The following is a 24,500-nucleotide window of genomic DNA, read 5'->3' as shown; positions in this document are numbered from 1 at the left end:
AGCCGCGGGTCCGGCCTTTCGCCGGGCCCGCGCAGCCTCATAACCAAGGATGCCCGCCCGCGTGTTCGCCTTCATCATCAGCCGGTTGCTGCAGGCGCTGCCCGTCATGTTGACGGTGGCGCTGCTGTCCTTCGCCATGTTCGCCTATGTCGGCGATCCCGTCGCCATCATGCTCGGGCAGGACTATACCATCGCCCAGCGCGACCAGCTCGTCGCCGATCTGGGGCTGGACCAGCCCTTCTTCGTGCAATTCGCGAAATTCGTGATCAATGCGGCGCAGGGCGAATTCGGCCTGTCCTACCGCCTGTCGCGCCCGGTCGCGCAGCTCATCGTGGAACGCGCGCCGGCGACGCTGGAGCTCGCCTTCTGCGCCGCCTTCCTGGCACTCGCCATCGGCGTGCCGATGGGCGTCTATACCGGCCTCTACCGCAATTCCTGGCTCAGCCGCTTCTTCCTGACCTTCAGCCTGGTCGGCGTCTCGCTGCCCACCTTCCTGATCGGCATCCTGCTGATCCTCACCTTCTCCGTCTGGCTCGGCTGGCTGCCCAGCTTCGGGCGCGGCGATACGGTGAATGTCGGCGGCTGGAGCACGGGGCTGCTGACCCTCTCGGGCCTGAAGGCGCTGATCCTGCCTTCCATCACGCTGGGCCTGTTCCAGCTCACGCTCATCATGCGCCTGGTGCGGGCGGAGATGATGGAGGTGCTGCGCACGGACTACATCAAGTTCGCCCGGGCCCGTGGCCTGACCAACCGCGCCGTGCATTTCGGCCATGCGCTGAAGAATACGCTGGTGCCGGTCATCACCATCACCGGCCTGCAGCTCGGCGCCATCATCGCCTTCGCCATCGTGACGGAGACGGTGTTCCAGTGGCCGGGCATGGGGCTGCTCTTCATCCAGAGCGTCGGCGCCGCCGATATCCCCGTGATGTCCGCCTATCTGCTGCTGATCGCGCTGATGTTCGTCACCATCAACCTGATCGTCGACCTGCTGTATTACGCGGTGGATCCCAGGTTGCGCATCGGCCGCGGCAAGGGGGCGCACTGACCATGTCCGCCACCACCCGCCCCAATGCCATCCGTCGCGCGCTCGACAGCGACCTGTGGTATTCCTTCACCCGGTCCCCGATCACCGTGGCCTCGGCCATCGTCGCGCTGATCTGCGTCGGCGGCGCCGTGCTGGCGCCCTGGATCGCGCCGCACAACCCCTTCGACCTCGCCTCGCTGCAGCTGATGGACGCCTTCAAGCCGCCGGCCTGGGAGGAGGAGGGCGACCGCCTCTATCTGCTCGGCACCGATGACCAGGGGCGCGACGTGCTCTCGGCCATCATGTATGGCGCGCGCGTTTCGCTGCTGGTCGGCTTCTTCGCCGTGCTGCTCTCCGTCTCCATCGGCATCACCGCGGGTCTCGCGGCGGGCTATATGGGCGGCACGGTGGATGCGGTGCTGATGCGCATCGCCGATATCAAGCTGACCTTCCCGACCATCCTGATCGCGCTGCTGATCGATGGTGTGGTGCGGGCTGCGCTACCAAGGGAGGTGCATGACCAGATCGCGCTCTATGTCGTGATCTTCGCCATCGGCATCAGCAACTGGCCCTCCTTCGCCCGCACCGTGCGCGGCTCCGCCATGGTGGAGCGCAACAAGGAATATGTGCAGGCGGCGCGGGTCATCGGCCTGTCGCGGGCGCGCATCATGGTCACGCATGTGCTGCCCAATGTGCTGGGGCCGGTGCTGGTCATCGCCACGTTGAACCTCGGCTTCGCCGTGCTGGCGGAGGCGACGCTCTCCTTCCTCGGTGTTGGCGTGCCGCCGACCCAGCCCTCGCTGGGCACGCTGATCCGTATCGGCAATGACTTCCTGTTCTCCGGCGAGTGGTGGATCACCATCTTCCCCGGCATTGCCCTCATTCTCCTGGTGCTGTCCGTGAACCTGCTGGGCGACTGGCTGCGCGACGCCCTGAACCCGAAGCTCCGATAATGACCGCACCCCTTCTCGAAGTCCGCAATCTGCGCGTCGAGTTCCCGACGCGCCGCGGCACCCTCGTCGCCCTCGACGACGTCTCCTTCTCCATCGCACCGGGCGAGGTGCTGGGCGTGGTGGGCGAATCCGGCGCCGGCAAATCCATGACCGGCGCCGCCATCATCGGGTTGCTGGAGCCGCCCGGTCGCATCGCCGGCGGCCAGATTCTGCTGAACGGAAGACGCATCGACAATCTTCCCTATTCGGAATTGCGGAAACTGCGGGGACGCGAAATCGGCGCGATCTTCCAGGATCCGCTGACCACGCTGAACCCGCTCTACACGGTCGGGCAGCAGCTGATCGAGACGATGGTCACGCACCTGCCGCTGAACCCGGCCCAGGCGCGCGCCAAGGCGATCGAATGGCTGGAACTGGTCGGCATCCCCGCCGCCAGCCAGCGTATCGACAGCTATCCGCATGAATTCTCCGGCGGCATGCGGCAGCGTGTGGTGATCGCGCTGGCGCTCTGCGCGGAGCCGAAGCTGATCGTGGCGGATGAGCCGACCACGGCGCTCGACGTCTCGATCCAGGCGCAGGTCATCTCCCTGCTGAAATCCCTGGCGCGGGAGAAGGGCACCAGCATGATGCTGGTCACCCACGACATGGGCGTCATCGCGGAAACGGCGGATCGCGTGGCGGTGATGTATGCCGGCCGCATCGTCGAGATCGGCGCGGTGCGCAATGTGGTGCTGGATGCCAGCCATCCCTATTCGGCGGGCCTCATGGGCTCCATCCCGCCGGTCGGGCGGCGGCTGGAGCGGATGCAGCAGATCGATGGATCGATGCCGCGCCTATCCGCCATCCCCCAGGGCTGCCCCTACAACCCGCGCTGCCCGAACGTCTTCGACCGCTGCCGGGTGGAGCGGCCGGAGCTGATGCCGGCGCGGGACAACCTCGCCGCCTGCTGGCTCTATGCCGAGCAGGGAGTGCCGCGCCATGCGTAATCCCGACAGCACCCCGATGCTCGAGACTATCGACGTCGCGCGCCACTTCGACGTCTCCCGCCCCCTGGTGCAGCGCCTGCTGGCCCGCGAGGGCAAGCGCACGCTGCGCGCGGTGGATGGCATTTCCTTCGCCATCCAGAAGGGCACCACGCTCTCGCTGGTCGGCGAGAGCGGCTGCGGCAAGTCCACCGTCGCGCGGCTGGTCGTCGGCCTCTATGGCCCGACCCGCGGCAGCGTGATCTTCGACGGCAAGGACCTGGCGGAGGCGCGGGCGGACAGCACCCAGCGCCGGCGCATGCAGATGATCTTCCAGGACCCCTATGCCAGCCTCAATCCGCGCTGGCGCGTGCGGGACATCATCGCCGAGCCGATCCGCGCCTTCGGCCTCTCCAGCTCGGATGCCGAGATCGATGCGCGCGTCGGCGAATTGCTGACCCAGGTGGGTCTCTCCCCGCTGGATGGCCAGAAATTCCCGCATGAATTCTCGGGTGGCCAGCGGCAGCGCATCTCCATCGCCCGCGCGCTCTCCTCCAACCCGGAATTTTTGGTGTGTGACGAGCCGACGTCTGCGCTCGACGTCTCGGTTCAGGCGCAGATCCTGAACCTGATGAAGGATCTGCAGCAGCGGCTGGGGCTGACCTATCTCTTCATCAGCCACAACCTGGCGGTGGTGCGGCAGGTCAGCGACCGCGTCGGCGTGATGTATCTTGGCCGGCTGGTGGAGCTGGCGCCGGCGGAGACGCTCTTCACCACCCCGCGCCACCCCTATACGCGGGCGCTGATGGAGGCGATTCCGGACCTGGAGATGACCGGCCGCCAGCGCATCCCGGTGGGCGGCGAGGTGCCGAGCCCAATTAACCCGCCCAGCGGCTGCCCCTTCCACCCGCGCTGCCCGCTGGCCAATGACCGCTGCAAGTCCGAGCGGCCGGAGATGTTGCCCGCCCGCGGCACGCCGGAGACGCTGACCGCCTGTCACGCGGTGGAGGAAGGGCGCGACCGGGTGGGAGAGCCGCTGATCGCGGCGTGATCCGAAAGCCCTGTCCCCCGAAGGGGGAGAGGGTTGGGTAGGGGGGCTTGGCCCGCCGCTCGATACCTATTCGACCAGATGCACAGCCGGTCGCGCGTGTTGGTAGCGGGCTTTCCTTCTACGCGGACCCCCCACCCAACCCTCCCCCCTAAGCAGGGGAGAGGGCTTTATCTCCTCTGCGCCGCGAAGCGCACGGCTTCCTCCGCCGCGCGGAACAGGGCGCGCGCCTTCTGGTGGGTCTCCTGGTACTCGGCCTCCGGGTCGCTATCCGCCACCACCCCGGCGCCGGCCTGCACATGCATCAGCCCGTCCTTCACCAGGGCGGTGCGCAGCGCGATGCAGATATCCATGTCGCCATCGGCGCCGAAATAGCCGACGCCGCCGGCATAGGCGCCGCGGCGGGAGGGCTCCAGCTCCTCGATGATCTGCATCGCCCGAACCTTGGGCGCACCGGACAGCGTGCCGGCCGGAAAACCCGCGGCCAGCGCGTCCAGCGCATCCAGCCCCGGGCGCAGCCGGCCCACCACCTCGGACATGATGTGCATGACCTGCGAATAGCGCTCGACCTGGAATTTCTGGGTGACGCGCACGGAGCCGATCTCCGCCACCCGGCCCACATCGTTGCGGCCGAGGTCGATGAGCATCAGGTGCTCGGCCAGCTCCTTCGGATCGGCCAGCAGCTCCCGCTCCAGCCGCGCATCCTCCTCCGGCGTCGCGCCACGAGGACGAGTACCGGCCAAGGGGCGCAGCTTCACCTCGCCATGCTTCACGCTGACCAGGATCTCGGGCGAGGCGCCTACCAGCGACAGCCCGTTCAGGTCCAGGAAGAAGAGATAGGGCGCCGGGTTCAGCCGCCGCAGCGCGCGATACAGCGAAAACGGCGGCAGGCCGAAGGGCGCGGTGAAGCGCTGCGCCGGCACCACCTGGAAGACGTCGCCCGCGGCGATGTATTCCTTCGCCTTCAGCACCGCCGCCTTGTAGCCCTCCGGCGTGAAGTTCGAGGACGGCGCCGGCGGCACCGGCAGGGCGGCGGGCGGCGCCGGGCGGGGCAGGGGGCGGTCGAGTGCCGCCTCCGCCTCATCCAGCCGCGCCTGCGCCAGGTCCCAGGCCGCCTTGGGGTCCATGGCCGCATCGGGCCAGACCGGCGTCACCAGCGTCAGCGTATCCCGCACATGGTCGAAGACCGCGACCAGCGTCGGGCGGATCATCACCGCCTCCGGGATGCCGAGCACATCCGGGTTGGTCTCCGGCAGGCGCTCCATCTGCCGGACCATGTCATAGCCGAGATAGCCGAAGAGCCCGGCAGCGATGGAGGGGAGCCCCGCCGGCATCGGCATGCGCGTCGCCTGGACCAGGGTCCGCAGGCTGTCCAGCGGCGGCGCCGGGTCGGACTCGAAGGCATGCGGGGCCGACAGGGCGTGGCGGTTGATCTCCGCCTTCCCGCCCCGGCAGCGCCAGACCAGGTCCGGCTCCATGCCCAGCGCCGAGAAACGCCCCCGCGCCGCACCGCCTTCGACGGATTCCAGCAGGAAGGCGTTCTGGCGTCCCTGCACCAGGCGGAGATAGGCGCCGACCGGCGTATCGAGATCCGCGACGCGCTCGCGGAACACCACCTGGCCGCGCCCGGCGGCGAGGCCGGCGGCGAAGGCGGCGAAGCTGGACAGCTCCGTCATGGCACCACCTGCTGCAACAAGGTCGGGCTGATCCGCGGCTCGGCGCGGGCGCGCAGCGCGGCGACATAGGCGGCGTTCAGGTCATCCGCCATCTGCTGCTGCGCGCTGCGCTTGGCATTCTCCAGCGCCGCCGGGTCGGCGGCGGGGTCGGCGGAGACGACCTCCAGCAGCTGCGCCACGGCGAAGCCGGCGGCTGTCGGCACCATGGTGGGCTCGTTCGCACGGATGTTGAACAGCACCGGCAGCAGCTCCCGCGGCACGGTCAGCCCCGGCGCACCGGGCTCCGGCTGGCGGCCGAAGGGGCCCATGCGGGTGCTGGCGAGGCCGGCGGCGGTGGCTGCGGCCTCCAGCGTCTGGCCACCGCGCACGGCGGCGAGCAGGGCGGCCGCCTTCTCCTCCTGCACCCGGCGGCGGGCGTCGTTGGTCCAGGCGAGGCGCACATCGGCCTCCACCTCCGCCAGCGGCCGCAGCGCGGGCGGGCGCACGGCGTGCAGCTCGATCCCGACAAAACCCTGGGCCTCCCGCATCTCCTGCAGCCGCGGCGCGCGGCCCTGCTCGGCGGCGAAGATGGCGCGGATCGTCTCGGCGCGGGCGGCGACGGGCACCGGCAGCACGGCGGGCAGGCCCTCGGCGTCGCGGCCTTCGGCATCCAGTGTCACGCGCGCCACGGTCAGCCCGTATTCGCGCGCGGCCTCCTCCAGCGAAGCGCCGCCGGCCAGCGCATCCTCCAGCCGATTGGCACGCTCGAAGGCCAGGTCGCCGGCGCGTTCCAGCGCCAGTTCCTGGCGCAGCCGGTCGCCGACCTCGGCCAGGGTCGAGGTGCTGCCGGGGGTGATGCCGGCCACGCGCATCACATGCCAGCCGAAGGGGGACCGCACCGGATCGGTCACGCCGCCTGCCGGCGCGGCGAAGGCGGCCGCGGCCAGGGCCTCGATCGGCAGGTCGGCGCGCGGCACATTGCCGAGCGCCAGGGCGGCGCCGCCGGCGGCCTGGGCGGCCTGCTCGATGGCGGCGAAATCCGGGTTGGCGCGCCAGGCCGCGGCGATCTGCCGGGCGGCGTCTTCCGTCTGCAGCAGCGCCTGCTGCAGGTCGCGCCGCTCCGGCGTCTCGAACTGGCTGCGGCGCGATTCATAGGCGGCGGCCAGGTCGGCGTCCGAGACCTCGATCTGGTCGGCCAGCGTCTCCGCCGTCAGCACGGCCAGCGTCGCCTCCCGCAGCGCGGGGGTGGAGAAGCGCTCGGGGTTGTTCTCATGGAAGCGGGCGAGCTGCGCCTCGGTCGGCGCCTCCGGCTCCGGCGCATCCAGCAGGGGCAGCTCAACCACCTGGGCCACGCGGCGTTCCTGCTCATAGCGCACCAGGGCGCGGGCCAGCCGGTCCGGTGCCGGGGCGCCGGCGCGCACCGCGCCCGAGAGCTGGATGCGCTGCAGGTCGTCGCGCACCAGGCGCAGGAACTGCGCCTCCGTCATGTCGTTCTGGCGCAGCCACTGGTCCAGGATCAGCCGGTCGAAGCGGCCGGCCGTCTGGAAATTGGGGATGGAGAAGACATAGGCCTGCACCGCCTCATCCGGCGTGGCGAGGTTCAGCCGCGCGGCCTCCGCGCGCTGGGCGCGTTCCGCGATCAGCTGTTCCACCGCCTGCATGGCGATCGCCCGGCGCAGCGGCTCCTCCGCCTCGAAGCCGGACCCCAGCTGGGCCTGCACGCGCTGCAATTCGCGCCGCGCGGCCATCTGCGCCTCCGGCACCTCGATATCCCCGCCTTCCATGCTGACCACGGCGGTTTCCCGGCCGAAATTGCGCACGGTGTCCTCGATGCCCCAGATGGCAAAGGACAGCACCAGCAGCAGGAACAGGACCTTGGCGAACCAGGTCTGGGTGAGGGCGCGGAACCAGGTGATCATACGGCCCCGGTAGCCGGAAACGCGCGCGGTTGCCAGCCCGGCGCGGCATTGCTACCCGCAGCCCAACCCGAGAGGAGACGCAGGTGACCCCAGGCATCCGACCGCTGATCGCAGGCAATTGGAAGATGCACGGCACGCTGCGGGAGGCCGCTTCCCTGGCGGAGGGGGTGCGGGCCGGCGCCGGGGGCCTTCCGGCCGATCTGCTGGTCTGCCCGCCCGTCCTGCATATCCCGGCCGTGGCGGCCGCACTGGGCGGCGGCGCCGTGGCGCTGGGCGCGCAGGATTGCCATGCGGCGGCCAAGGGCGCGCATACCGGCGATATCTCGGCTGCCATGCTGCGCGATGCCGGTGCCACCCATGTCATCCTTGGCCATTCCGAGCGCCGCGCCGATCATGGCGAGAGCGATGCGGTGGTGCGGGCCAAGGTGGCGGCGGCGCTGGGTGCCGGGCTGGTGCCGGTGGTCTGTGTGGGCGAGACGGAGGCGCAGCGCCTGGCCGGGGAGGCCGACTCCGTCGTCCGTGCCCAGTTGGCCGAATCGCTGCCGGACGGCTTCGGCGGCATCATCGCCTATGAGCCGGTCTGGGCCATCGGCACCGGCCGCACGCCGACCGAGGCCGATATCGCCGCCATCCATGCGACCATCCGGGAAAGCCTGGTGGCGCGCTTCGGTGCGGCGGGGCAGGGGATGCGCATCCTCTATGGCGGCTCCATGAAGCCCGGCAATGCCAGGGCGATCCTCGCCTTGCCGAATGTCGATGGCGGGCTGGTCGGCGGGGCGAGCCTGGTCGCCGCCGATTTCCTGGCGATCGCGGCGGCGGCGGCCTAGCCGCGCTGGCCTTCCGCCAGCAGACCCGCTAGAAGGCGCGCGCCATGACCACCATCCTCCTTGTCATCTTCCTCCTCGTCACCCTGGCGCTGATCGGGGTCATCCTCGTGCAGCGCAGCGAGGGTGGCGGCCTGGGCATCGGCACCTCCCAGGGCATGGGCGGGTTCATGACCGGCCGCGGCACGGCCAATCTGCTGACCCGCACCACCGCCGTGCTCGGCACTGCCTTCATGGCGCTGGCCCTGGTGCTGGCCATGCTCGGCAAGGGCCAGGCGCCGCGCGGCTCGATCCTGGATGCGCCGGCCGGCGGCGTGCCGGCCGCCACCGCCCCGGCCGTGCCGGTGGCACCCGCCGCGCCGACGGTGCCGAACAACTGATGTAACGCCCCCCGCGGCCTGCGCGGGGGTCATGCCTGCCAAAACCGGTTCCACACGCCGGACGGGTTCACATGCCCGTCCGGCTTCGCTATGAGGGGCGTCCATGACGCGGTTCGTATTCGTCACCGGCGGCGTGGTCTCCTCCCTCGGCAAGGGCATCGCAGCGGCATCGCTGGGTGCGCTGCTGCAGGCGCGCGGCTACAAGGTGCGCCTCAGGAAGCTCGACCCCTACCTCAATGTCGATCCGGGCACGATGTCCCCGTATCAGCATGGCGAGGTCTTCGTGACCGATGACGGGGCGGAAGCCGACCTCGACCTCGGCCATTACGAGCGGTTCACGGGTGTCCACGCCAACAAGGCGGACAACTGGACCACGGGCCGGATCTATTCGGACGTGATCGCGGCCGAGCGCCGCGGCGACTATCTGGGCGGGACAGTGCAGGTGATTCCGCACATCACGGACAAGATCAAGGACGTGATCCAGGCCGAGACCGACGGCTACGACTTCGTCCTGGTGGAAGTCGGCGGCACGGTCGGCGACATCGAATCGCTGCCCTTCCTGGAGGCGATCCGGCAGCTGGCGAACGAGCTTGGCCCGACCCGCAGCCTCTTCATCCACCTGACCCTGGTCCCCTACATCCCCTCGGCCGGGGAGCTGAAGACCAAGCCGACGCAGCACAGCGTCAAGGAATTGCTGGGCGTCGGTATCCAGCCGCAGATCCTGCTCTGCCGCTGCGACCGGCCGATCCCGGAGAATGAGCGCCGCAAGATCGCGCTGTTCTGCAATGTCCGACCCGAATCCGTTATCCCGGCCTATGACGCGGACAGCATCTATTCGGTGCCGATCAGCTACCATGCCGAGGGCCTGGACCGCGAAGTGCTGCGGCACTTCAACCTGTCCTTCTACGGCGAGCCGGACATGCGGCGCTGGGAGAAGATCGTCCAGTCGATCCGCGCGCCGGAGGGCGAGGTCTCCATCGCCATCGTCGGCAAGTACACGAACCTGCTGGACAGCTACAAATCCCTGGCCGAGGCGCTGACCCATGGCGGCATCGCCAACAATGTGAAGGTCAGGCTGAACTGGGTCGACAGCCAGGTCTTCGAGAATGGCGATGAGGAAGCGGTGAAGCGCCTGGAAGGCGTGCACGGCATCCTCGTGCCCGGCGGCTTCGGCGAGCGTGGCTCGGGCGGCAAGATCGAGGCGGTGCGCTTCGCGCGTGAGCGGAAGATTCCCTTCTTCGGGATCTGCTTCGGCATGCAGATGGCGGTGATCGAGGCGGCGCGGAACCTGCTGGACCTCAAGGGCGCCTCCTCCACCGAATTCGGCCCCTGCGCGGAGCCCGTGGTCGGCCTGCTGACCGAATGGACGCGCGGCAACCAGGTGGAGACGCGGGTGGCCGGCGGCGACCTGGGCGGCACCATGCGGCTGGGCTCCTATGTCGCCAAGCTCAGCGAGGGGTCCCTGGTGCGCGAGGTCTATGGCGAGGCCGAGGTCACCGAACGCCACCGCCACCGCTTCGAGGTGAATGTCAGCTACCGGGAGCGCCTGGAAGGCGTCGGCCTGCGCTTCGCCGGCATGTCGCCCGACGGCAGCCTGCCCGAGATCGTGGAAGTGCCGGACCATCCCTGGTTCATCGGTGTGCAGTTCCACCCGGAGCTGAAGTCCAAACCCTTCGCGCCCCACCCCCTGTTCAAGGGCTTTATCGGTGCCGCCGTGCGGCAGGCCAGGCTGGTCTGAGCCATGGATGAGAAGGCAAGGCTGAAGCGCTTCGGCATCGGCATGGCCGTGACCCTGGTGGTGACGGTGGTCGTGGGGGCGCTCTTCGGCTCGCTGGCCGTGCCGCTGTCGCTCGCCATCGGGCTGGGCGCGACGCTGCTGCTGGGCGGCGGGCGCAGCAAGGGCTGAGCTGGCCTGCGGGCGGGGCATCAACCTTTCGCTCAGCAAATTCTGTTGCACTGCCGTCATGCGCACCCTGAACGGCACAGACGGCAGCGAGACCTACCTCTTCGAGCCCGGAGACCTCGTGCGCCTGGTCCGCAGCGAGGGCGGCGCCCTGAATACCGTGGGGGCCGGCGACTGGGGCCTGGTGACAAAGGTGCATGCCTGTGGCGCCTTGGACCTCAAGCTGGCCGGCTATAGCCGCGCCAAGGATGCGGTGCTGACCCGGGCGGTGGCCGTGCCCTGTGGCCGGGTTGAGCCCTGCGATCGCCAGGGCATGCCGCTGAAGCGCGGCTTTTCGGCCGTCTGGGACACGCGCACGCCGCGCTGATTGCGCTTCCCCGCGCGCCGCGGCGGGCCCTATCCTGACGCCCTCCGCGCGGAGGCCCGCCCATTCCCGCCATCCCATCCGCCCGACCTTCCAGAATCGCGCTTCGGGTTTTCGAGGTGGCGGTCGCGACCGTGCTGCTCATCCTGCTGGCGGGGCGTGACTCCTCGCTCCTGGTGATCCTGGGCACGGGCCTAATCTGGGCCTGGTCCATCCTGCGCCTGGTGCGATCCGGCGTCGGTTCGGGCGGTGGCGTGGGCGGCGATGCCACGATGGCCGTCGGCCTCGATTCGGATGGCGACGGCGGTGATGGCGGCGGGGGCGGCGAATAGCCGCGCCGTGCCGGCTTGCCGAGCCGCCGAGGGACCTTTAAGCGACCGGCAACCCCCACAGCCGGAGCCCCGCCCCATGGCCGCCATCGCCGACATCATCGCCCGCGAGGTTCTCGACAGCCGCGGCAATCCGACGGTGGAGGCGGAGGTGGTGCTGGACTCTGGCGCCATCGGCCGCGCCATCGTCCCCTCCGGCGCCTCCACCGGCGCGCATGAGGCGGTGGAGCTGCGCGACGGTGACAAGGCGCGCTTCGGCGGCAAGGGCGTGCGCCAGGCCTGTGCCCATGTGGAGGGCGAGATCTTCGACGCCATCGGCGGCATGGACGCCGCCGACCAGGTGAAGATCGACGAGACGATGATCGAGCTGGACGGCACGCCCAACAAGTCGCGCCTCGGCGCCAATGCCATCCTGGCCGTCAGCCTCGCCACCGCCAAGGCCGCGGCGGTCGATCTCGACATGCCGCTCTACCGCTATGTCGGCGGCGTCTTCGCCCGCACCCTGCCGGTGCCGATGATGAACATCATCAATGGCGGCCAGCACGCCGACAATCCGATCGACATCCAGGAATTCATGATCATGCCGGTCGCCGCCGGCACGGTGGCGGATGCGGTGCGGATCGGCTCCGAGGTCTTCGCGCAGCTCAAGAAGGCGCTGCATGACGCCGGCCACAATACCAATGTGGGCGACGAGGGCGGCTTCGCGCCGAATATTGGCAGCGCGGAGGAGGCGCTGGGCTTCATCACCAAGGCCTGCGAGAAGGCCGGCCACCGGGTGGGGGAGGACATCTTGTTCGCCCTCGATGCCGCCTCCACCGAGTTCTACAAGGACGGCCGCTACGTGATGGAAGGCGAGGGCAAGACCTTCGATTCCGCGGGGATGGTCGACTACCTGGAGGCCCTGACGAAGAAGTTCCCCATCGTCTCGATCGAGGACGGCATGTCCGAGGATGACTGGGAGGGCTGGAAGCTGCTGACCGAGCGGCTCGGCGGCAAGGTCAACCTGGTGGGTGACGACCTCTTCGTCACCAATACCGAGCGCCTGCGTCGGGGCATCGAGACCAGCACCGGCAATGCCATCCTGGTGAAGGTCAATCAGATCGGCACGCTGACCGAAACGCTGGAGGCGGTGGAGATGGCGCATCGCGCCGGCTTCAAGGCGGTGATGAGCCACCGCTCCGGTGAGACGGAGGATGCGACCATCGCCGACCTCGCCGTCGCCACCAATTGCGGGCAGATCAAGACCGGCTCGCTCTCCCGCTCCGACCGGACGGCCAAGTACAACCAGCTGATCCGCATCGAGCAGGAGCTGGGTTCCGCCGCGCGCTATGCCGGGCGCAGCATCCTGCGCCGCTGAGCTACCACGGCTTGGCGCCGTATCGTGGCATGAAACACACGGTACGGTGGTTAACGCATTGAGAGGGCGTGATTCCGCTGGACAGGCGGGGTCACGCCCTTCTTGATGCGGCCATCAGCGGGGGGGCCTGCGCGGGTGTCTGACATGTATCTGCCGCCACAGCGGCGGGGGGGATTCGGGGCTTGGCTGTCGCGCCGTCTGCGCGCGGCCGTGCTGCCGGTGCTGTTCCTGGGAACGAGTGGCTATTTCGTCTGGCATGCGGTGCATGGCGAGCGCGGCCTGATCGCGCGCGACCAGCGCCAGGAAAGGCTGCAGGAGGCGCGGGCCGAGCTCGGCCGCGTGCGCAGCGAGCTGGAGGCGGTGGAGCGCCGCGTCGCCGGCCTGCGCGGCGACCGTCTGGATCGCGACCAGCTGGATGAGCGGGCGCGGCAGCTGCTGAACCTGGTCGACAAGAACGAGATCGTCGTCCCCTACGAGCCCGACCGCCGCCTGTTCTGACGGGAGCCTCAAGCCCTCTCCCCTGACAGGGGGAGAGGGTTGGGTGAGGGGGCCGCGACGAACGGCCAGGGCCTGCCATCAGCCTAGGCCACTGCCTCCGGCAGCGCGCGCAGCGGCGCCAGGCGGCTGGTTGCGACCGCCAGCAGCGACAGCCCAAAACCCAGCGCCGCCAGCCATACCGCCGCCGGCGCACCGAGCCAGGCGGCCACCGCGCCGCCGGCCAGCGCGCCCAGCGGCCGCACGCCGAAGACCGCCACCTGCATCACCGCGCCGACCCGGCCCAGAAGCCCGGGCGGCGTGACCGCCTGCCGCAGGCTGGTCTGCGCCACCTGCCACAGCATCGGTCCGAAGCCGAGCAGCGCCATGCAGCCCGCCAGCGTCGCGGCGCTGGGCGCCAGCAGCAGCGCCGCCACCCCCAGCACCGAAAGGCCCGGCCCGCTCAGCAGCACCTGGCCGAGCGGCAGGGCGCGCGCCGCCGCGGGGGCCAGCACTGCGCCCGCCACCAGCCCGGCGCCGTAGCAGCCCAGCGCCAGGCCAGTGGTGCCGGCCTCCAGCCCCAGCGGCCCCAGCGCGAGTGGCACCGCCACCGCCATCAGCGCGAAGAAGCCGGCATTCCAGGCGATGGCCGCGAGCGCAATGGCGCGCAGCAGCGGCTGCCGGCGGACGAAGCGCGCCCCCTCCGCCACCGCGGCGCTGAGGCCCGGGCGGGTCGCGGGCTGGGTCGCGGGCAAGGGCGGCAGACGCCAGGCCAGCCCCGCCGCCGCCAGCGCCGCCAGCGCGGCCAGGGCCAGCCCCGCCTGCGGCAGCCCGCGCGCGGCGAGCAGGCCCGCGAGTGGCGCCGCGGCCAGGGTGGCAAGCGCCCGGCCCAGCTCCAGCCGAGCATTGGCCGCCGGCAGCGCCGGGCGCGGCACCAGGGCCGGCAGCAGCGCGAAGGCGGCGAGCGCCGCCGCCACCACCCCGGCGGCGCCCAGGAAGGCCGCCAGGCCCAGCAGGACCGGCTGGCCCGCCGCCACGACCGCCAGGGCGAATCCGGCCGCGGCCGCCAGCCCGCCGCCGGCCAGCAGGCGGCGGCGGTCCATCCGGTCTGCCAGCACGCCCGCGGGCAGCGCCACCAGCAGCCAGGCGGCGCCCTGGGCGGCGACCAGCGCGCCGGTCAGCGCCGGGCCGGCGCCCAGGTGCAGGGCCGCGATCAGCGGCAGGGCGGCGAGCGCCAGCTGGTCCGCGCCATGCAGCGCGGCGAAGGCCAGGGGCAGGGTTGTTCGGCTCGGGTGTGGCATCGGCGCGGTTCCAGAATCTTGCGGCCGAAGGGGTGCGCCTTGCACGAATCAGCCGCCATCCGGCGGTTGCGCCGCAATGACGAAATACGGCCTGAAGAGGGGGCAAATCATGCTTAACCGCATTGCGGTTAATCGTCTTATTGCGTTGCACAATAAGCAGATTTTCGAATGCGGACATGCTTGCACCACGCGGAAGCCGCGCGTAGATGCGGAGGAAGGACGCCCTGAGGAGGATACCGCATGGCCGAGACCGCCGCCCGCGCAACCCGCGGAAAGGGGGCCTCCCGAGGGGGCAACCCGGGGGCCAACCAGCCTTCGATCAGCAAGGAAGAGCTGACCCGCGCCTATCGCGACATGCTGCTGATCCGCCGCTTCGAGGAAAAGGCCGGCCAGCTGTATGGCATGGGTCTGATCGGCGGCTTCTGCCACCTCTATATCGGCCAGGAGGCCGTGGTGGTCGGCATGCAGCTCGGCCTGAAGCCAGGCGACCAGGTCATCACCTCCTACCGCGACCACGGTCATATGCTGGCCACCGGCATGGAGGCCCGCGGCGTGATGGCGGAGCTGACCGGCCGGATCGGCGGCTATTCCAAGGGCAAGGGCGGGAGCATGCACATGTTCTCCCGCGAGAAGGGCTTCTACGGCGGCCACGGCATCGTCGGCGCCCAGGTCGCGCTCGGCGCCGGCCTCGCCTTCGCCAACTGGTACCGCAACGACGGCGCGGTGGCGCTGGCCTATTTCGGCGAGGGCGCCTCGAACCAGGGGCAGGTCTATGAGAGCATGAACCTGGCCGCGCTGTTCAAGCTGCCCTGCGTCTTCATCATCGAGAACAACAAATACGGCATGGGCACCAGCGTGGAGCGTGCCAGCGCGTCGCGCGACCTGTCGAAGAACGGCGCGCCCTGGGGCATCCCCGGCGAGCAGGTGAACGGCATGGACGTGGTCGCGGTGAAGGAGGCGGGCGAGCGCGCCATCGCCCACTGCCGCGCCGGCAACGGCCCCTATCTGCTGGAGATGAAGACCTATCGCTACCGCGGCCACTCCATGTCCGACCCGGCCAAGTACCGGACGCGGGAGGAGGTGCAGAAGATGCGGGAGCAGAACGACTGCATCGAGACCGCGCGCAAGATGCTGCTGGAGGTCTTCGACACCAGCGAGGCCGCGCTGAAGGTGATCGACGACGAGGTGAAGGCCATCGTGCAGGACAGCGCCGAATTCGCGCAGACCTCGCCCGAGCCCGACGAGAGCGAATTGTGGACGGACGTCCTGGTGGAGTCCCGCTGAGATGACGCAGATCCTGATGCCCGCCCTCAGCCCCACCATGACGGAGGGCAAGCTCGCCCGCTGGCTGAAGGCGGAAGGCGATGCCGTGAAGGCCGGCGACGTGATCGCCGAGATCGAGACCGACAAGGCGACCATGGAAGTGGAAGCGGTGGATGAGGGCACGCTGACCAAGATCCTGGTGCCGGAAGGCACCGAGGGCGTGTCCGTGAATACGCCGATCGCGGAGCTGGATGGCGGCGCGGCGGAAGCGCCGAAGGCTTCGGCACCCGCGCCGGACAAGGCGCCGGTCGAGAAGATGGAGGCGGCCAAGCCCGCCGCCGCCCCGGTGCCGGCCCAGGCCGCCGCGGCGCCCGAGAAGGACTGGGGCGCGACCAGGCCGATGACGGTGCGGGAAGCCCTGCGCGACGCCATGGCCGCCGAGATGCGTGCCGACAAGGACGTCTTCCTGATCGGCGAGGAGGTCGGCCAGTACCAGGGCGCCTACAAGATCAGCCAGGGCCTGCTGGACGAGTTCGGCCCGAAGCGCGTGATCGACATGCCCATCACCGAGCACGGCTTCACGGGCATGGCGGTCGGCGCGGCGATGACCGGCCTCAAGCCCATCGTCGAGTTCATGACCTTCAACTTCTCGATGCAGGCGATCGACCACATCGTGAATTCGGCGGCGAAGACGCTGTACATGTCGGGCGGCCAGCTCGGCTGCCCCATCGTCTTCCGCGGCCCGAACGGCGCGGCCAGCCGCGTCGCAGCCCAGCACAGCCAGTGCTACGCCAGCTGGTACGCGCATCTGCCAGGCCTGAAGGTGCTGGCGCCCTGGTCGGCGGCCGATGCCAAGGGCCTGCTGCGGGCCGCGATCCGCGATCCGAACCCGATCATCTTCCTGGAGAACGAGATCCTCTACGGCCAGACCTTCGACTGCCCGGTGGATGAGGACTTCATCCTGCCGATCGGCAAGGCGAAGGTGGAGCGCGAGGGCACCGACGTGACCCTGGTGGCCTTCTCCATCATGGTCGGCATGGCGATGCAGGCGGCCGAGGAGCTCGCCGCCCAGGGCATCAGCGCGGAGGTGATCAACCTGCGCACGCTGCGCCCGCTGGATATCGAGACGGTCGTGCGATCCGTGAAGAAGACGAACCGGCTGGTCACGCTCGAGGAAGGCTGGCCCTATGCCGGCATCGGCGCGGAAGTCGCCATGCAGATCCTGGAGAACTGCTTCGACGACCTGGATGCGCCGCCGGTGCGCGTGCATGGCCTCGATATCCCGATGCCCTATGCCGCGAACCTCGAGAAGCTGGCGCTGCCGCGGCTGGAACAGGTGGTCGAGGCCGCAAAGCGCGTGACCTACAAGTAAGGGGGACAGCACATGGCCACGAACATCCTGATGCCGGCGCTGTCCCCCACCATGACCGAGGGCACGCTGGCGCGCTGGCTGAAGAATGAGGGCGACACGGTCAAGGCCGGCGACATCATCGCCGAGATCGAGACCGACAAGGCGACCATGGAAGTGGAAGCCGTGGATGAGGGCGTCCTCGGCAAGATCCTGGTGCAGGGCGGCACCGCCGGCGTGAAGGTCAACGACCCGATCGCCGTGCTGGTGGAGCCGGGCGAGAGCGTCGCGCCGCAAGGCGCGCCAGAGGCGAAGGCGCCGGCGGCGCCGAAGGCCGAGGCGAAGCCGGCCCCGGCACCGGAGACGCCGAAGACCCAGCCGGCGGCGGCCCCGAAGGCGGAAGCGCCCAAGGCTGTCGACTCCGGCGACCGCACCATCGCCTCCCCGCTCGCCCGTCGCATGGCGGCGCAGGCCGGGCTGGAGCTTTCCGGCATCACCGGCAGCGGGCCGAATGGCCGCATCGTGAAGACCGATGTGGAGGCCGCGCTGGCCAGGCCGCAGGCAGGCAGGACGGAGGCCGCGAAGCCCGCAGCGGCCCAGGCCGCCACGCCGGCACCGGCCGCGGCCCCCGCCGCCGCGCCGAAGGCACCCGCGCCCGTCATCACGGCGCCGCATACCGCCGTGCCGAACAGCAGCATGCGCAAGGTGATCGCGCGGCGCCTTTCGGAATCCAAGCAGACGGTGCCGCATTTCTACGTCTCGATGGATATCGAGATCGATGCGCTGCTGAAGCTGCGTTCGCAGCTGAACGCGACCTCGCCCAAGGACGGGCCGGGCGCCTTCAAGCTTTCGGTGAACGACCTGGTGATCAAGGCCGCGGCGGTGACGCTGCGGCGCCTGCCGCAGGTCAATGCGACCTGGACCGAGGATGCGATCCTCCAATACCACGACGTCGATATTTCCGTCGCCGTCAGCATCCCCGACGGGCTGATCACGCCGATCATCCGCAAGGCGGACCAGGCGGGGCTGGCGTCGATCAGCAACCAGATGAAGGACCTGGCGGCGCGGGCAAAGAGTGGAAAACTGAAGCCGGAGGAGTTCCAGGGCGGCGGTTTCTCCATCTCCAACATGGGCATGTATGGCGTGCGCGACTTCGCCGCCATCATCAATCCGCCCCAGGCCGGCATCCTGGCGGTCTCGGCCGGGGAGCAGCGGCCGGTGGTGAAGGACGGCGCGCTGGCCATTGCCACGGTGATGACCTGCACCCTCTCGGTCGATCACCGCGTGGTGGATGGCGCGCTGGCGGCGGAATGGATCGCGACCTTCAAGAAGATCGTCGAGGAGCCGCTGAGCTTGATGCTGTGATGGCGCGCATGCCCCCACCCCGACCCTCCCCCGTAACCACGGGGGAGGGAGCAGTCCTTCTCCCTCCCCCGCCTTTGCGGGGGAGGGTCGGGGTGGGGGTGTGACGTGACCAACTTCACCCTGCGCGACGCGACCGAGGCGGACCTGCCGGAAATCCTCCGCCTGGTCCGCGACCTCGCCGAGTACGAGAAGCTGCTGCACGAGGCCGTCGGCACCGAGGCGGATTTCCGCGAGGCCCTGTTCGGCCCGACTCCACGCGTCTTCTGCACCCTGGCGGAACGCGATGGTCGCGCCATCGGCCAGGCGATCTGGTTCTACAACTTCTCGACCTTCACCGGCCGCCCGGGCATCTATCTCGAGGACATCTATGTCGAGCCCGCCCATCGGGGCCTCGGCGTCGGCATGGCCTTCTTCCGTCACCTCGCGAAGCGCGCCGTGGCGGAGAACTGCACGCGGATGGAATGGCAGGTGCTGGACTGGAACGCACCGGCCATCCGCTTCTATGACCGCATCGGCTCGGAAAGCCGCGATGAATGGCGCGTAAGGCGCCTCTCGGGTGACGCGCTGCGCGCCCTGGCAGGAGAATCCTGAAATGGCCGAGACTTTCGATCTCGTCGTCGTTGGCGGCGGCCCCGGTGGCTATGTCGGCGCCATCCGCGCCAGCCAGCTCGGCATGAAGGTCGCGCTGGTGGAGCGCGAGAATCTGGGCGGCATCTGCCTCAACTGGGGCTGCATCCCGACCAAGGCACTTCTGCGCGCCAGCGAGATCAACCATCTGCTGCACACGCTGGATGCCTATGGTTTTGCGGCCGACAATATCCGCTTCGACTTTGCGAAAGTCGTGAAGCGGTCGCGCGCCGTGGCGGGCCAGCTCTCGGGTGGCGTGAAGCACCTGATGAAGAAGAACAAGGTCACCGTCTTCGACGGCCACGGCAAGCTCGCGGGCCCCGGGAAGCTCTCCGTCACCAAGGACGGCAAGCCGGCGGCGGATATCCAGGCCAAGCACATCCTGCTGGCCACCGGCGCGCGGGCGCGCGTGCTGCCGGGGATGGAGCCGGACGGCAAGCTGATCTGGTCCTATCGGGAGGCGATGACCCCCGCGGCCCTGCCGAAGAAGCTGATCGTCATGGGCTCCGGCGCCATCGGCTCCGAATTCGCCAGCTTCTACCTGAACATGGGCGCCGAGGTCACCTTGATCGAGGTGATGGACCGCATCCTGCCGGTGGAAGACGAGGAGATTTCGGCCTTCGTCCACAAGGCCTTCGCCAAGCAGAAGATGCAGATCATCACCGGCGCGCGGGTGCAGGGCGTGCGCAAGGGTGCGGACAGCATCACCGCCATCGTCGAGGCGAACGGCAAGGTGCAGGAGATCACCGCGGACCGCATGATCTCCGCCGTCGGCATCGTCGGCAATGTGGAAGACCTTGGCCTTGAAGGGACCAAGGTGAAGGTGGAGCGCACCCATGTGGTGACGGACGCCTTCGGCGCGACCGGGGAGCCCGGCGTCTATGCCATCGGCGACCTCACCGGCGCCCCCTGGCTGGCCCACAAGGCCTCCCATGAGGCGGTGATCTGCGTCGAGGCGATCGCCGGCAAGCACCCGCACCCCATGGACGTGCTGAACATCCCGGGCTGCACCTATTGCCGCCCGCAGGTGGCCAGCGTCGGCCTGACGGAGAAGAAGGCGAAGGAGCTGGGCCACGAGGTCCGCGTCGGCCGCTTCCCCTTCATCGGCAATGGCAAGGCCATCGCCATGGGTGAGCCCGAGGGCCTGGTGAAGACCGTCTTCGACGCCAAGACCGGCGAGCTGCTGGGCGCGCATATGGTCGGGCCCGAGGTGACGGAAATGATCCAGGGCTACGGCATCGCCCGCACCCTGGAATCGACCGAGGCCGAGCTGATGCACACCGTCTTCCCGCATCCGACGGTTTCCGAGACGATGCATGAGTCGGTGCTTGATGCCTATGGCCGGGTGATCCACATCTAGCGCCATGAGCACCCGCCTCGAAATCGACCACCGGGCCGCCCGGACGGGTGCCGAAAGGCATCCTGAGAAGGCGAAGCGCCCCGACAACCCGATCCAGCGGAAGCCCGACTGGATCCGGGTGAAGGCGCCCACCAGCCCGATCTACCGCGAGACCCACGCGCTGATGCGGGCCAATGGCCTGGTCACGGTCTGCGAGGAGGCGGCCTGCCCGAATATCGGCGAGTGCTGGTCGCAGCGCCACGCCACCATGATGATCATGGGCGACACCTGCACCCGCGCCTGCTCCTTCTGCAACGTCATCACCGGCATGCCGAAGGCGCTGGACACGGATGAGCCGCGCCGGGTGGCCGATGCGGTGGCGAAGCTGGGCCTGCGCCACGTGGTCATCACCTCCGTCGACCGCGACGACCTGGCCGATGGCGGCGCCCGCCATTTCGCGGAAACCATCGCCGCCATCCGCGCCGCGGCCCCCGAGACCACCATCGAAATCCTGACCCCCGACTTCCTGCGCAAGGACGGTGCGCTGGAGGTGGTGGTGGCGGCGCGGCCCGACGTCTTCAACCACAACCTGGAGACGGTGCCCGCGCTGTATCCGACGATCCGGCCGGGCGCGAAGTACTACCATTCGCTGCGGCTGCTGGACCGGGTGAAGCAGCTCGACCCCACCATCTTCACCAAGTCCGGCATCATGGTGGGCCTCGGCGAGAAGCGGATCGAGGTGCTGCAGGTCATGGACGACATGCGCAGCGCCGATATCGATTTCCTGACCATCGGCCAGTACCTTCAGCCCACGGTGAAGCATGCGGCGGTGGATCGCTTCGTCACGCCGGATGAGTTCTCGGACTATGCGCAGGCGGCGCGCGGCAAGGGGTTCCTCCTCGTTTCCGCCACGCCGCTGACCCGGTCTTCCTACCACGCCGACCGCGATTTCGCGGCGCTGCGGGATGCGCGTATCGCCAAGCTGAAGGCCGCCTGATGCCCACCCATGCCGAGAAGCGGGTGCTGCCCTATACGGATGAGCAGCTCTTCGACATGGTGGCCGATGTGCGCCGCTACCCGGAATTCCTGCCCTGGTGCGTCGGCGCGCGCATTGTCTCTCGCACCGAGAACGAGCTGATCGCCGACCTCACCATCGGCTTCAAGATGTTCCGCGAGACCTTTCGCAGCCAGGTGACGCTGGAACGGCCGCATCATGTCCATGTGCGCTACCTGACGGGTCCCTTCCGCTACCTGAACAACCACTGGCGCTTCCGGCCGGTGGCGCAGGGGACGGAGGTCGATTTCTTCGTCGATTTCGAATTCAAGTCGCGCCTGCTGCAGGCCGTGATCGGCACCGTCTTCAACGAGGCGGTGCGGCTGATGGTGCGGTCCTTCGAACGCCGCGCCGCCAACCTCTATCGCCGCGCGCCCCCGCCGCCGGCTGCGACGCCCGCGCCTTCCGCCTGAGGCGGCCATGCTGATCGCCCAGCTCTCGGACCCGCATCTGCGGCCGCCGGGCGTGCTGTACCAGGGGCTGGTGGACTCCAACGCCATGTTCGCGGCGGCGCTGGACCAGCTTGCCAGCCTGGACCCGCAGCCCGACCTGGTGCTGCTCAGCGGCGACCTGGTCGATGAGGGGACGGAGGCCGAATATGCCCAGGCCGCCGCGCTGCTCGCGCGCCTGCGGGTGCCGCTGCTGGTGATCCCCGGCAATCACGATTGCCGGGAAGCCTTCCGGCGCAGCTTCGTGCATCATCCACATCTGCCGGCCTCCGGCCCGCTGCATTTCGCCGTCGATGGACCCGGTCCGCTGCGGGTGCTGGGCCTCGATGTCACCGTGCCCGGCGCGCATCACGGCGAGATGGATGCCGCCGCCTGTGCCTGGCTGGAGGCGCGGCTGGCGGAACAGCCGGGTCGGCCCACGCTCATCATGATGCACCAGCCGCCCTTCGCCAGCGGCATCCCCTTCATCGACCCCTATCGCTGCCATGGCGGCGAACGCCTGGCCGAGATCGTCGCGCGCCATCCTTCGGTGGAGCGCATCCTCTGCGGCCACGTCCACCGCTTCATGCAGCTCCGCTTCGCCGGCGCCCTGCTGATGACCGCGCCGAGCACCACCACGGCGCTCGCCCTGCGCCTGGCGCCGGGGGCCGAGCCGGCGAGCTTCGTCGAGCCGCCCGGGATGCTGCTGCACCATTGGCGGCTGGAGACCGGGCTGGTGACGCATCTGGTGCCGATCGGCAGCTTCCGGGGGCCGCTGCCCTTCTTCTGATCTTGGCCACCCGGCGGGACGCCGCGCGCTACGGCGTGGCGCCATAGGCCCGGATGCGCACCCGCTCCACCCGCATCCCGGCCTGGCGCAGCAGTGCCGGCACGCCGGTGGGCCCGGCGAGATGGGCGGAGCCGAAGGTCGCCACCACGCTGTCCTGCTGCAGGATCGGCAGCAGGCGCTCGGCCATCAGCGCATTGCGATCATCAACGAAGTGCCGGGCGAGCAGGATGCGGTCCGCGGGGTCCGGTGCGAGGGCCTGCATCGACACGTCGCGAAGCCGTTCGTAATCCTGCGCGAAGGTGGCCTCCCTGCGGGCCCGATCAAGCAGGGCGATGCGTTCGACGCTGCCCCGGTCCACCGCCAGCGCCTGCCGCAGGGCACCGTACCAGACGCGATCCGGCGCCCGCGCCATCATGGCCATGGCCTCGGACGGTGTCTCCAGTCCGTCCACCGGGATGTTGCGCCGGCGCGCTTCCGCCGCCAGCCAGGCATCACCCCCGATGCCGGGCGGCGGCACGGGCAGATGGCTGCCGGGAACGGGCTCGATCATGCCAGGTGCCGGCATCAGGTCCCGCATGACGCGCGCATGCTCGACGCAACCGGCCTCGTGCCAACGCGCCTGCGGGAAGGCGATGAACCGCGTGAACAGGTAGTGCGGCCGCAGCCGCGCCAGCGGGATATCGGGGATGCCGAGGCAATGCCGGAAGGTTGTCAGGATGGCAACCTGTTCGGGCGAAAGATGCGCCGCCGGGTCCAGCGACTGGCGGGCGATCACCAGGGAGGCATCGAAGCGTCCGTCCTCGCGCTGCTCCAGCAGGAAGCGGCTCGCCCCGTCCAGGATCGCGGGATCGGGCGGCCAATAGCCCTCGGTCACACGATGCGGTCCGCCGAGAATATGGGAAACCGGTGTCGCGCGGTCTGCCGGCGTCACCCGGAAGGCCGTGACGGTGGCGGGCGGGGGCGGGGCCGCCGTCCCGCAGGCGGCCAGCAGCAGGATCCAGATCGCAAGCCATGCCCTGACCGCCACGCCTCGCCCTCCGCACGGATGCCCACTCCGGAACGAAGCATCGCATGGCAGGCGCGCGGCTTCACGCCGTTGCGTGTTACGCGCCGCCGCCACTTCGCGCATGCTGCGACACATGTCCTACATCCTCTATGGCGAGGCCGGCTCCGGCTCCGCCCCTGTCGAGATGGCGCTGGCCGAGGTCGGCGCCCCGGTGGGACTGCGCGAGGTGCCGCTGGAGGGCGACCACCAGCTGCGCGCGGACTATCGCGCCATCAACCCCATGGGCCGGCTGCCGACGCTGATCCTGCCGGATGGCACGGTGATGACGGAAAGCCTCGCCATCCTGGTGACGCTGGCCGATATCCATCCCGGCCTGCTCCCGCCGCCGGGCGATTCCGGCCGGGCCCGGGCGCTGCGCTGGATGGCGCTGCTGGCCGGCGAATTCTATCCGCAGATCACCCGCTGGGATTATCCGGCCCGCTTCGGCGTGACGCCGGACCAGCACCAGGCGCTGAAGGATCGGGCGCAGGAGATGGCGCGCGACGTGATGCGGGTGATCGAGGCGCATGCGGGCCTCACCGGCGATCCGGCCTCGCCCTATCTGCTCGGCACGCGCTTCAGCGTGGCGGATCTCTATATCGCCGTGCTGTCCCGCTGGGCCGGCGGCCGCGTCTGGACCCCGGCCCACCTGCCGCGGATCGAGGCCCTGGCCCAGGCGGTGGCGCGGCGCCCGGCCATCGCGCCGCTCTGGGCGAAGCATCACATGGCCAGCGCGACTTGACGTAGC

25 protein-coding genes are annotated in these 24,500 nt (G+C 69.6%); 21 read left to right on the top strand and 4 right to left on the bottom strand.

Annotation, left to right across the window (positions count from 1 at the left end; translation table 11 throughout):
• Positions 1–61 precede the first annotated feature (61 nt).
• Genes ACTIF1_RS17250 through ACTIF1_RS17235 form a run of 4 tightly spaced genes read left to right on the top strand, consistent with a single transcriptional unit; the run spans position 62 to position 3,990 of the window.
• A complete protein-coding gene (locus ACTIF1_RS17250; protein WP_439597692.1) occupies positions 62–1,045 on the top strand; it encodes an ABC transporter permease in 984 nt (327 codons plus the stop codon).
• Positions 1,046–1,047: 2 nt separating this feature from the next.
• On the top strand, positions 1,048–1,977 hold the full coding sequence (locus ACTIF1_RS17245) for an ABC transporter permease (RefSeq protein WP_439597682.1): 930 nt from the start codon (positions 1,048–1,050) through the stop codon (positions 1,975–1,977).
• Positions 1,977–2,963: an ABC transporter ATP-binding protein gene (locus tag ACTIF1_RS17240; RefSeq protein ID WP_439597681.1), complete on the top strand. Its 987-nt coding sequence runs from the start codon at positions 1,977–1,979 to the stop codon at positions 2,961–2,963. Before ACTIF1_RS17245 ends, ACTIF1_RS17240 begins: the two co-directional genes overlap by 1 nt.
• Entirely contained in the window at positions 2,956–3,990 is a 1,035-nt protein-coding gene (locus tag ACTIF1_RS17235; protein WP_439597680.1) for an ABC transporter ATP-binding protein, read from the top strand. The genes ACTIF1_RS17240 and ACTIF1_RS17235 overlap by 8 nt, the downstream gene beginning before the upstream one ends.
• Positions 3,991–4,157: 167 nt before the next feature.
• Here the strand turns inward: ACTIF1_RS17235 and trpE are convergent, their stop codons facing one another.
• Together trpE and ACTIF1_RS17225 are read right to left on the bottom strand one after the other, a co-directional pair.
• Positions 4,158–5,663 carry an anthranilate synthase component I gene (trpE, locus tag ACTIF1_RS17230; protein ID WP_439597679.1) on the bottom strand — a complete coding sequence of 502 codons (1,506 nt, stop codon included), beginning with the start codon at positions 5,661–5,663 and terminating at the stop codon, positions 4,158–4,160.
• On the bottom strand, positions 5,660–7,561 hold the full coding sequence (locus tag ACTIF1_RS17225; protein WP_439597678.1) for a SurA N-terminal domain-containing protein: 1,902 nt from the start codon (positions 7,559–7,561) through the stop codon (positions 5,660–5,662). Before ACTIF1_RS17225 ends, trpE begins: the two co-directional genes overlap by 4 nt.
• A gap of 95 nt (positions 7,562–7,656) precedes the next feature.
• On the opposite strand from ACTIF1_RS17225, the gene tpiA reads away from it, so the two are divergent.
• The 8 genes from tpiA to ACTIF1_RS17185 all read left to right on the top strand — a co-directional run bounded on the left by tpiA (position 7,657) and on the right by ACTIF1_RS17185 (position 13,216).
• Complete coding sequence (gene tpiA, locus ACTIF1_RS17220) at positions 7,657–8,388, top strand: triose-phosphate isomerase (RefSeq protein WP_439597691.1); 732 nt, start codon at positions 7,657–7,659, stop codon at positions 8,386–8,388.
• 44 nt (positions 8,389–8,432) lie between these two features.
• A complete protein-coding gene (gene secG / locus ACTIF1_RS17215; RefSeq protein WP_439597677.1) occupies positions 8,433–8,765 on the top strand; it encodes a preprotein translocase subunit SecG in 333 nt (110 codons plus the stop codon).
• A gap of 103 nt (positions 8,766–8,868) precedes the next feature.
• Entirely contained in the window at positions 8,869–10,503 is a 1,635-nt protein-coding gene (locus ACTIF1_RS17210) for a CTP synthase (protein ID WP_439597676.1), read from the top strand.
• A 3-nt stretch (positions 10,504–10,506) separates the two neighbouring features.
• Positions 10,507–10,671 (top strand): hypothetical protein, encoded by a 165-nt coding sequence (locus tag ACTIF1_RS17205; RefSeq protein WP_439597675.1) that lies wholly within the window; start codon positions 10,507–10,509, stop codon positions 10,669–10,671.
• A 58-nt stretch (positions 10,672–10,729) separates the two neighbouring features.
• Entirely contained in the window at positions 10,730–11,035 is a 306-nt protein-coding gene (locus ACTIF1_RS17200) for a hypothetical protein (protein WP_439597674.1), read from the top strand.
• Positions 11,036–11,151: 116 nt separating this feature from the next.
• Complete coding sequence (locus ACTIF1_RS17195) at positions 11,152–11,364, top strand: hypothetical protein (protein WP_439597673.1); 213 nt, start codon at positions 11,152–11,154, stop codon at positions 11,362–11,364.
• A 76-nt stretch (positions 11,365–11,440) separates the two neighbouring features.
• A complete protein-coding gene (gene eno / locus ACTIF1_RS17190; protein WP_439597672.1) occupies positions 11,441–12,718 on the top strand; it encodes a phosphopyruvate hydratase in 1,278 nt (425 codons plus the stop codon).
• 144 nt (positions 12,719–12,862) lie between these two features.
• Positions 12,863–13,216 carry an FtsB family cell division protein gene (locus ACTIF1_RS17185; RefSeq protein WP_439597671.1) on the top strand — a complete coding sequence of 118 codons (354 nt, stop codon included), beginning with the start codon at positions 12,863–12,865 and terminating at the stop codon, positions 13,214–13,216.
• An 83-nt stretch (positions 13,217–13,299) separates the two neighbouring features.
• Here the strand turns inward: ACTIF1_RS17185 and ACTIF1_RS17180 are convergent, their stop codons facing one another.
• Positions 13,300–14,493, bottom strand: coding sequence for an MFS transporter (locus tag ACTIF1_RS17180; protein ID WP_439597670.1), 1,194 nt, complete (start codon positions 14,491–14,493; stop codon positions 13,300–13,302).
• 240 nt (positions 14,494–14,733) lie between these two features.
• On the opposite strand from ACTIF1_RS17180, the gene pdhA reads away from it, so the two are divergent.
• The 8 genes from pdhA to ACTIF1_RS17140 all read left to right on the top strand — a co-directional run bounded on the left by pdhA (position 14,734) and on the right by ACTIF1_RS17140 (position 22,707).
• Positions 14,734–15,777 carry a pyruvate dehydrogenase (acetyl-transferring) E1 component subunit alpha gene (gene pdhA, locus ACTIF1_RS17175; protein WP_439597669.1) on the top strand — a complete coding sequence of 348 codons (1,044 nt, stop codon included), beginning with the start codon at positions 14,734–14,736 and terminating at the stop codon, positions 15,775–15,777.
• A 1-nt stretch (position 15,778) separates the two neighbouring features.
• Positions 15,779–17,128 (top strand): pyruvate dehydrogenase complex E1 component subunit beta, encoded by a 1,350-nt coding sequence (locus ACTIF1_RS17170; protein ID WP_439597668.1) that lies wholly within the window; start codon positions 15,779–15,781, stop codon positions 17,126–17,128.
• Positions 17,129–17,140: 12 nt separating this feature from the next.
• A complete protein-coding gene (locus ACTIF1_RS17165; RefSeq protein WP_439597667.1) occupies positions 17,141–18,469 on the top strand; it encodes a pyruvate dehydrogenase complex dihydrolipoamide acetyltransferase in 1,329 nt (442 codons plus the stop codon).
• Positions 18,470–18,574: 105 nt separating this feature from the next.
• A complete protein-coding gene (locus ACTIF1_RS17160) occupies positions 18,575–19,060 on the top strand; it encodes a GNAT family N-acetyltransferase (RefSeq protein WP_439597666.1) in 486 nt (161 codons plus the stop codon).
• A 1-nt stretch (position 19,061) separates the two neighbouring features.
• Positions 19,062–20,456: a dihydrolipoyl dehydrogenase gene (gene lpdA, locus ACTIF1_RS17155; RefSeq protein WP_439597665.1), complete on the top strand. Its 1,395-nt coding sequence runs from the start codon at positions 19,062–19,064 to the stop codon at positions 20,454–20,456.
• Positions 20,457–20,460: 4 nt separating this feature from the next.
• The gene (lipA, locus tag ACTIF1_RS17150) at positions 20,461–21,432 is read left to right on the top strand and encodes a lipoyl synthase (RefSeq protein WP_439597664.1); all 972 of its coding nucleotides are present in this window, start codon (positions 20,461–20,463) and stop codon (positions 21,430–21,432) included.
• The gene (locus ACTIF1_RS17145) at positions 21,432–21,902 is read left to right on the top strand and encodes a type II toxin-antitoxin system RatA family toxin (protein ID WP_439597663.1); all 471 of its coding nucleotides are present in this window, start codon (positions 21,432–21,434) and stop codon (positions 21,900–21,902) included. Before lipA ends, ACTIF1_RS17145 begins: the two co-directional genes overlap by 1 nt.
• Positions 21,903–21,909: 7 nt before the next feature.
• Positions 21,910–22,707 carry a phosphodiesterase gene (locus ACTIF1_RS17140; RefSeq protein WP_439597662.1) on the top strand — a complete coding sequence of 266 codons (798 nt, stop codon included), beginning with the start codon at positions 21,910–21,912 and terminating at the stop codon, positions 22,705–22,707.
• 28 nt (positions 22,708–22,735) lie between these two features.
• Here the strand turns inward: ACTIF1_RS17140 and ACTIF1_RS17135 are convergent, their stop codons facing one another.
• Complete coding sequence (locus tag ACTIF1_RS17135; RefSeq protein ID WP_439597661.1) at positions 22,736–23,734, bottom strand: TraB/GumN family protein; 999 nt, start codon at positions 23,732–23,734, stop codon at positions 22,736–22,738.
• A 112-nt stretch (positions 23,735–23,846) separates the two neighbouring features.
• Here ACTIF1_RS17135 and ACTIF1_RS17130 point away from each other — a divergent pair, with 112 nt between their 5' ends.
• Entirely contained in the window at positions 23,847–24,494 is a 648-nt protein-coding gene (locus ACTIF1_RS17130; protein WP_439597660.1) for a glutathione S-transferase family protein, read from the top strand.
• Positions 24,495–24,500: the final 6 nt, after the last annotated feature.

The organism is Falsiroseomonas sp., from assembly GCF_051860665.1.
Taxonomy (GTDB): Bacteria; Pseudomonadota; Alphaproteobacteria; order Acetobacterales; family Acetobacteraceae; genus Falsiroseomonas.
The sequence above is the reverse complement of the archived record's forward strand: the minus strand, read 5'-3'. Positions and strand labels throughout refer to the sequence as shown.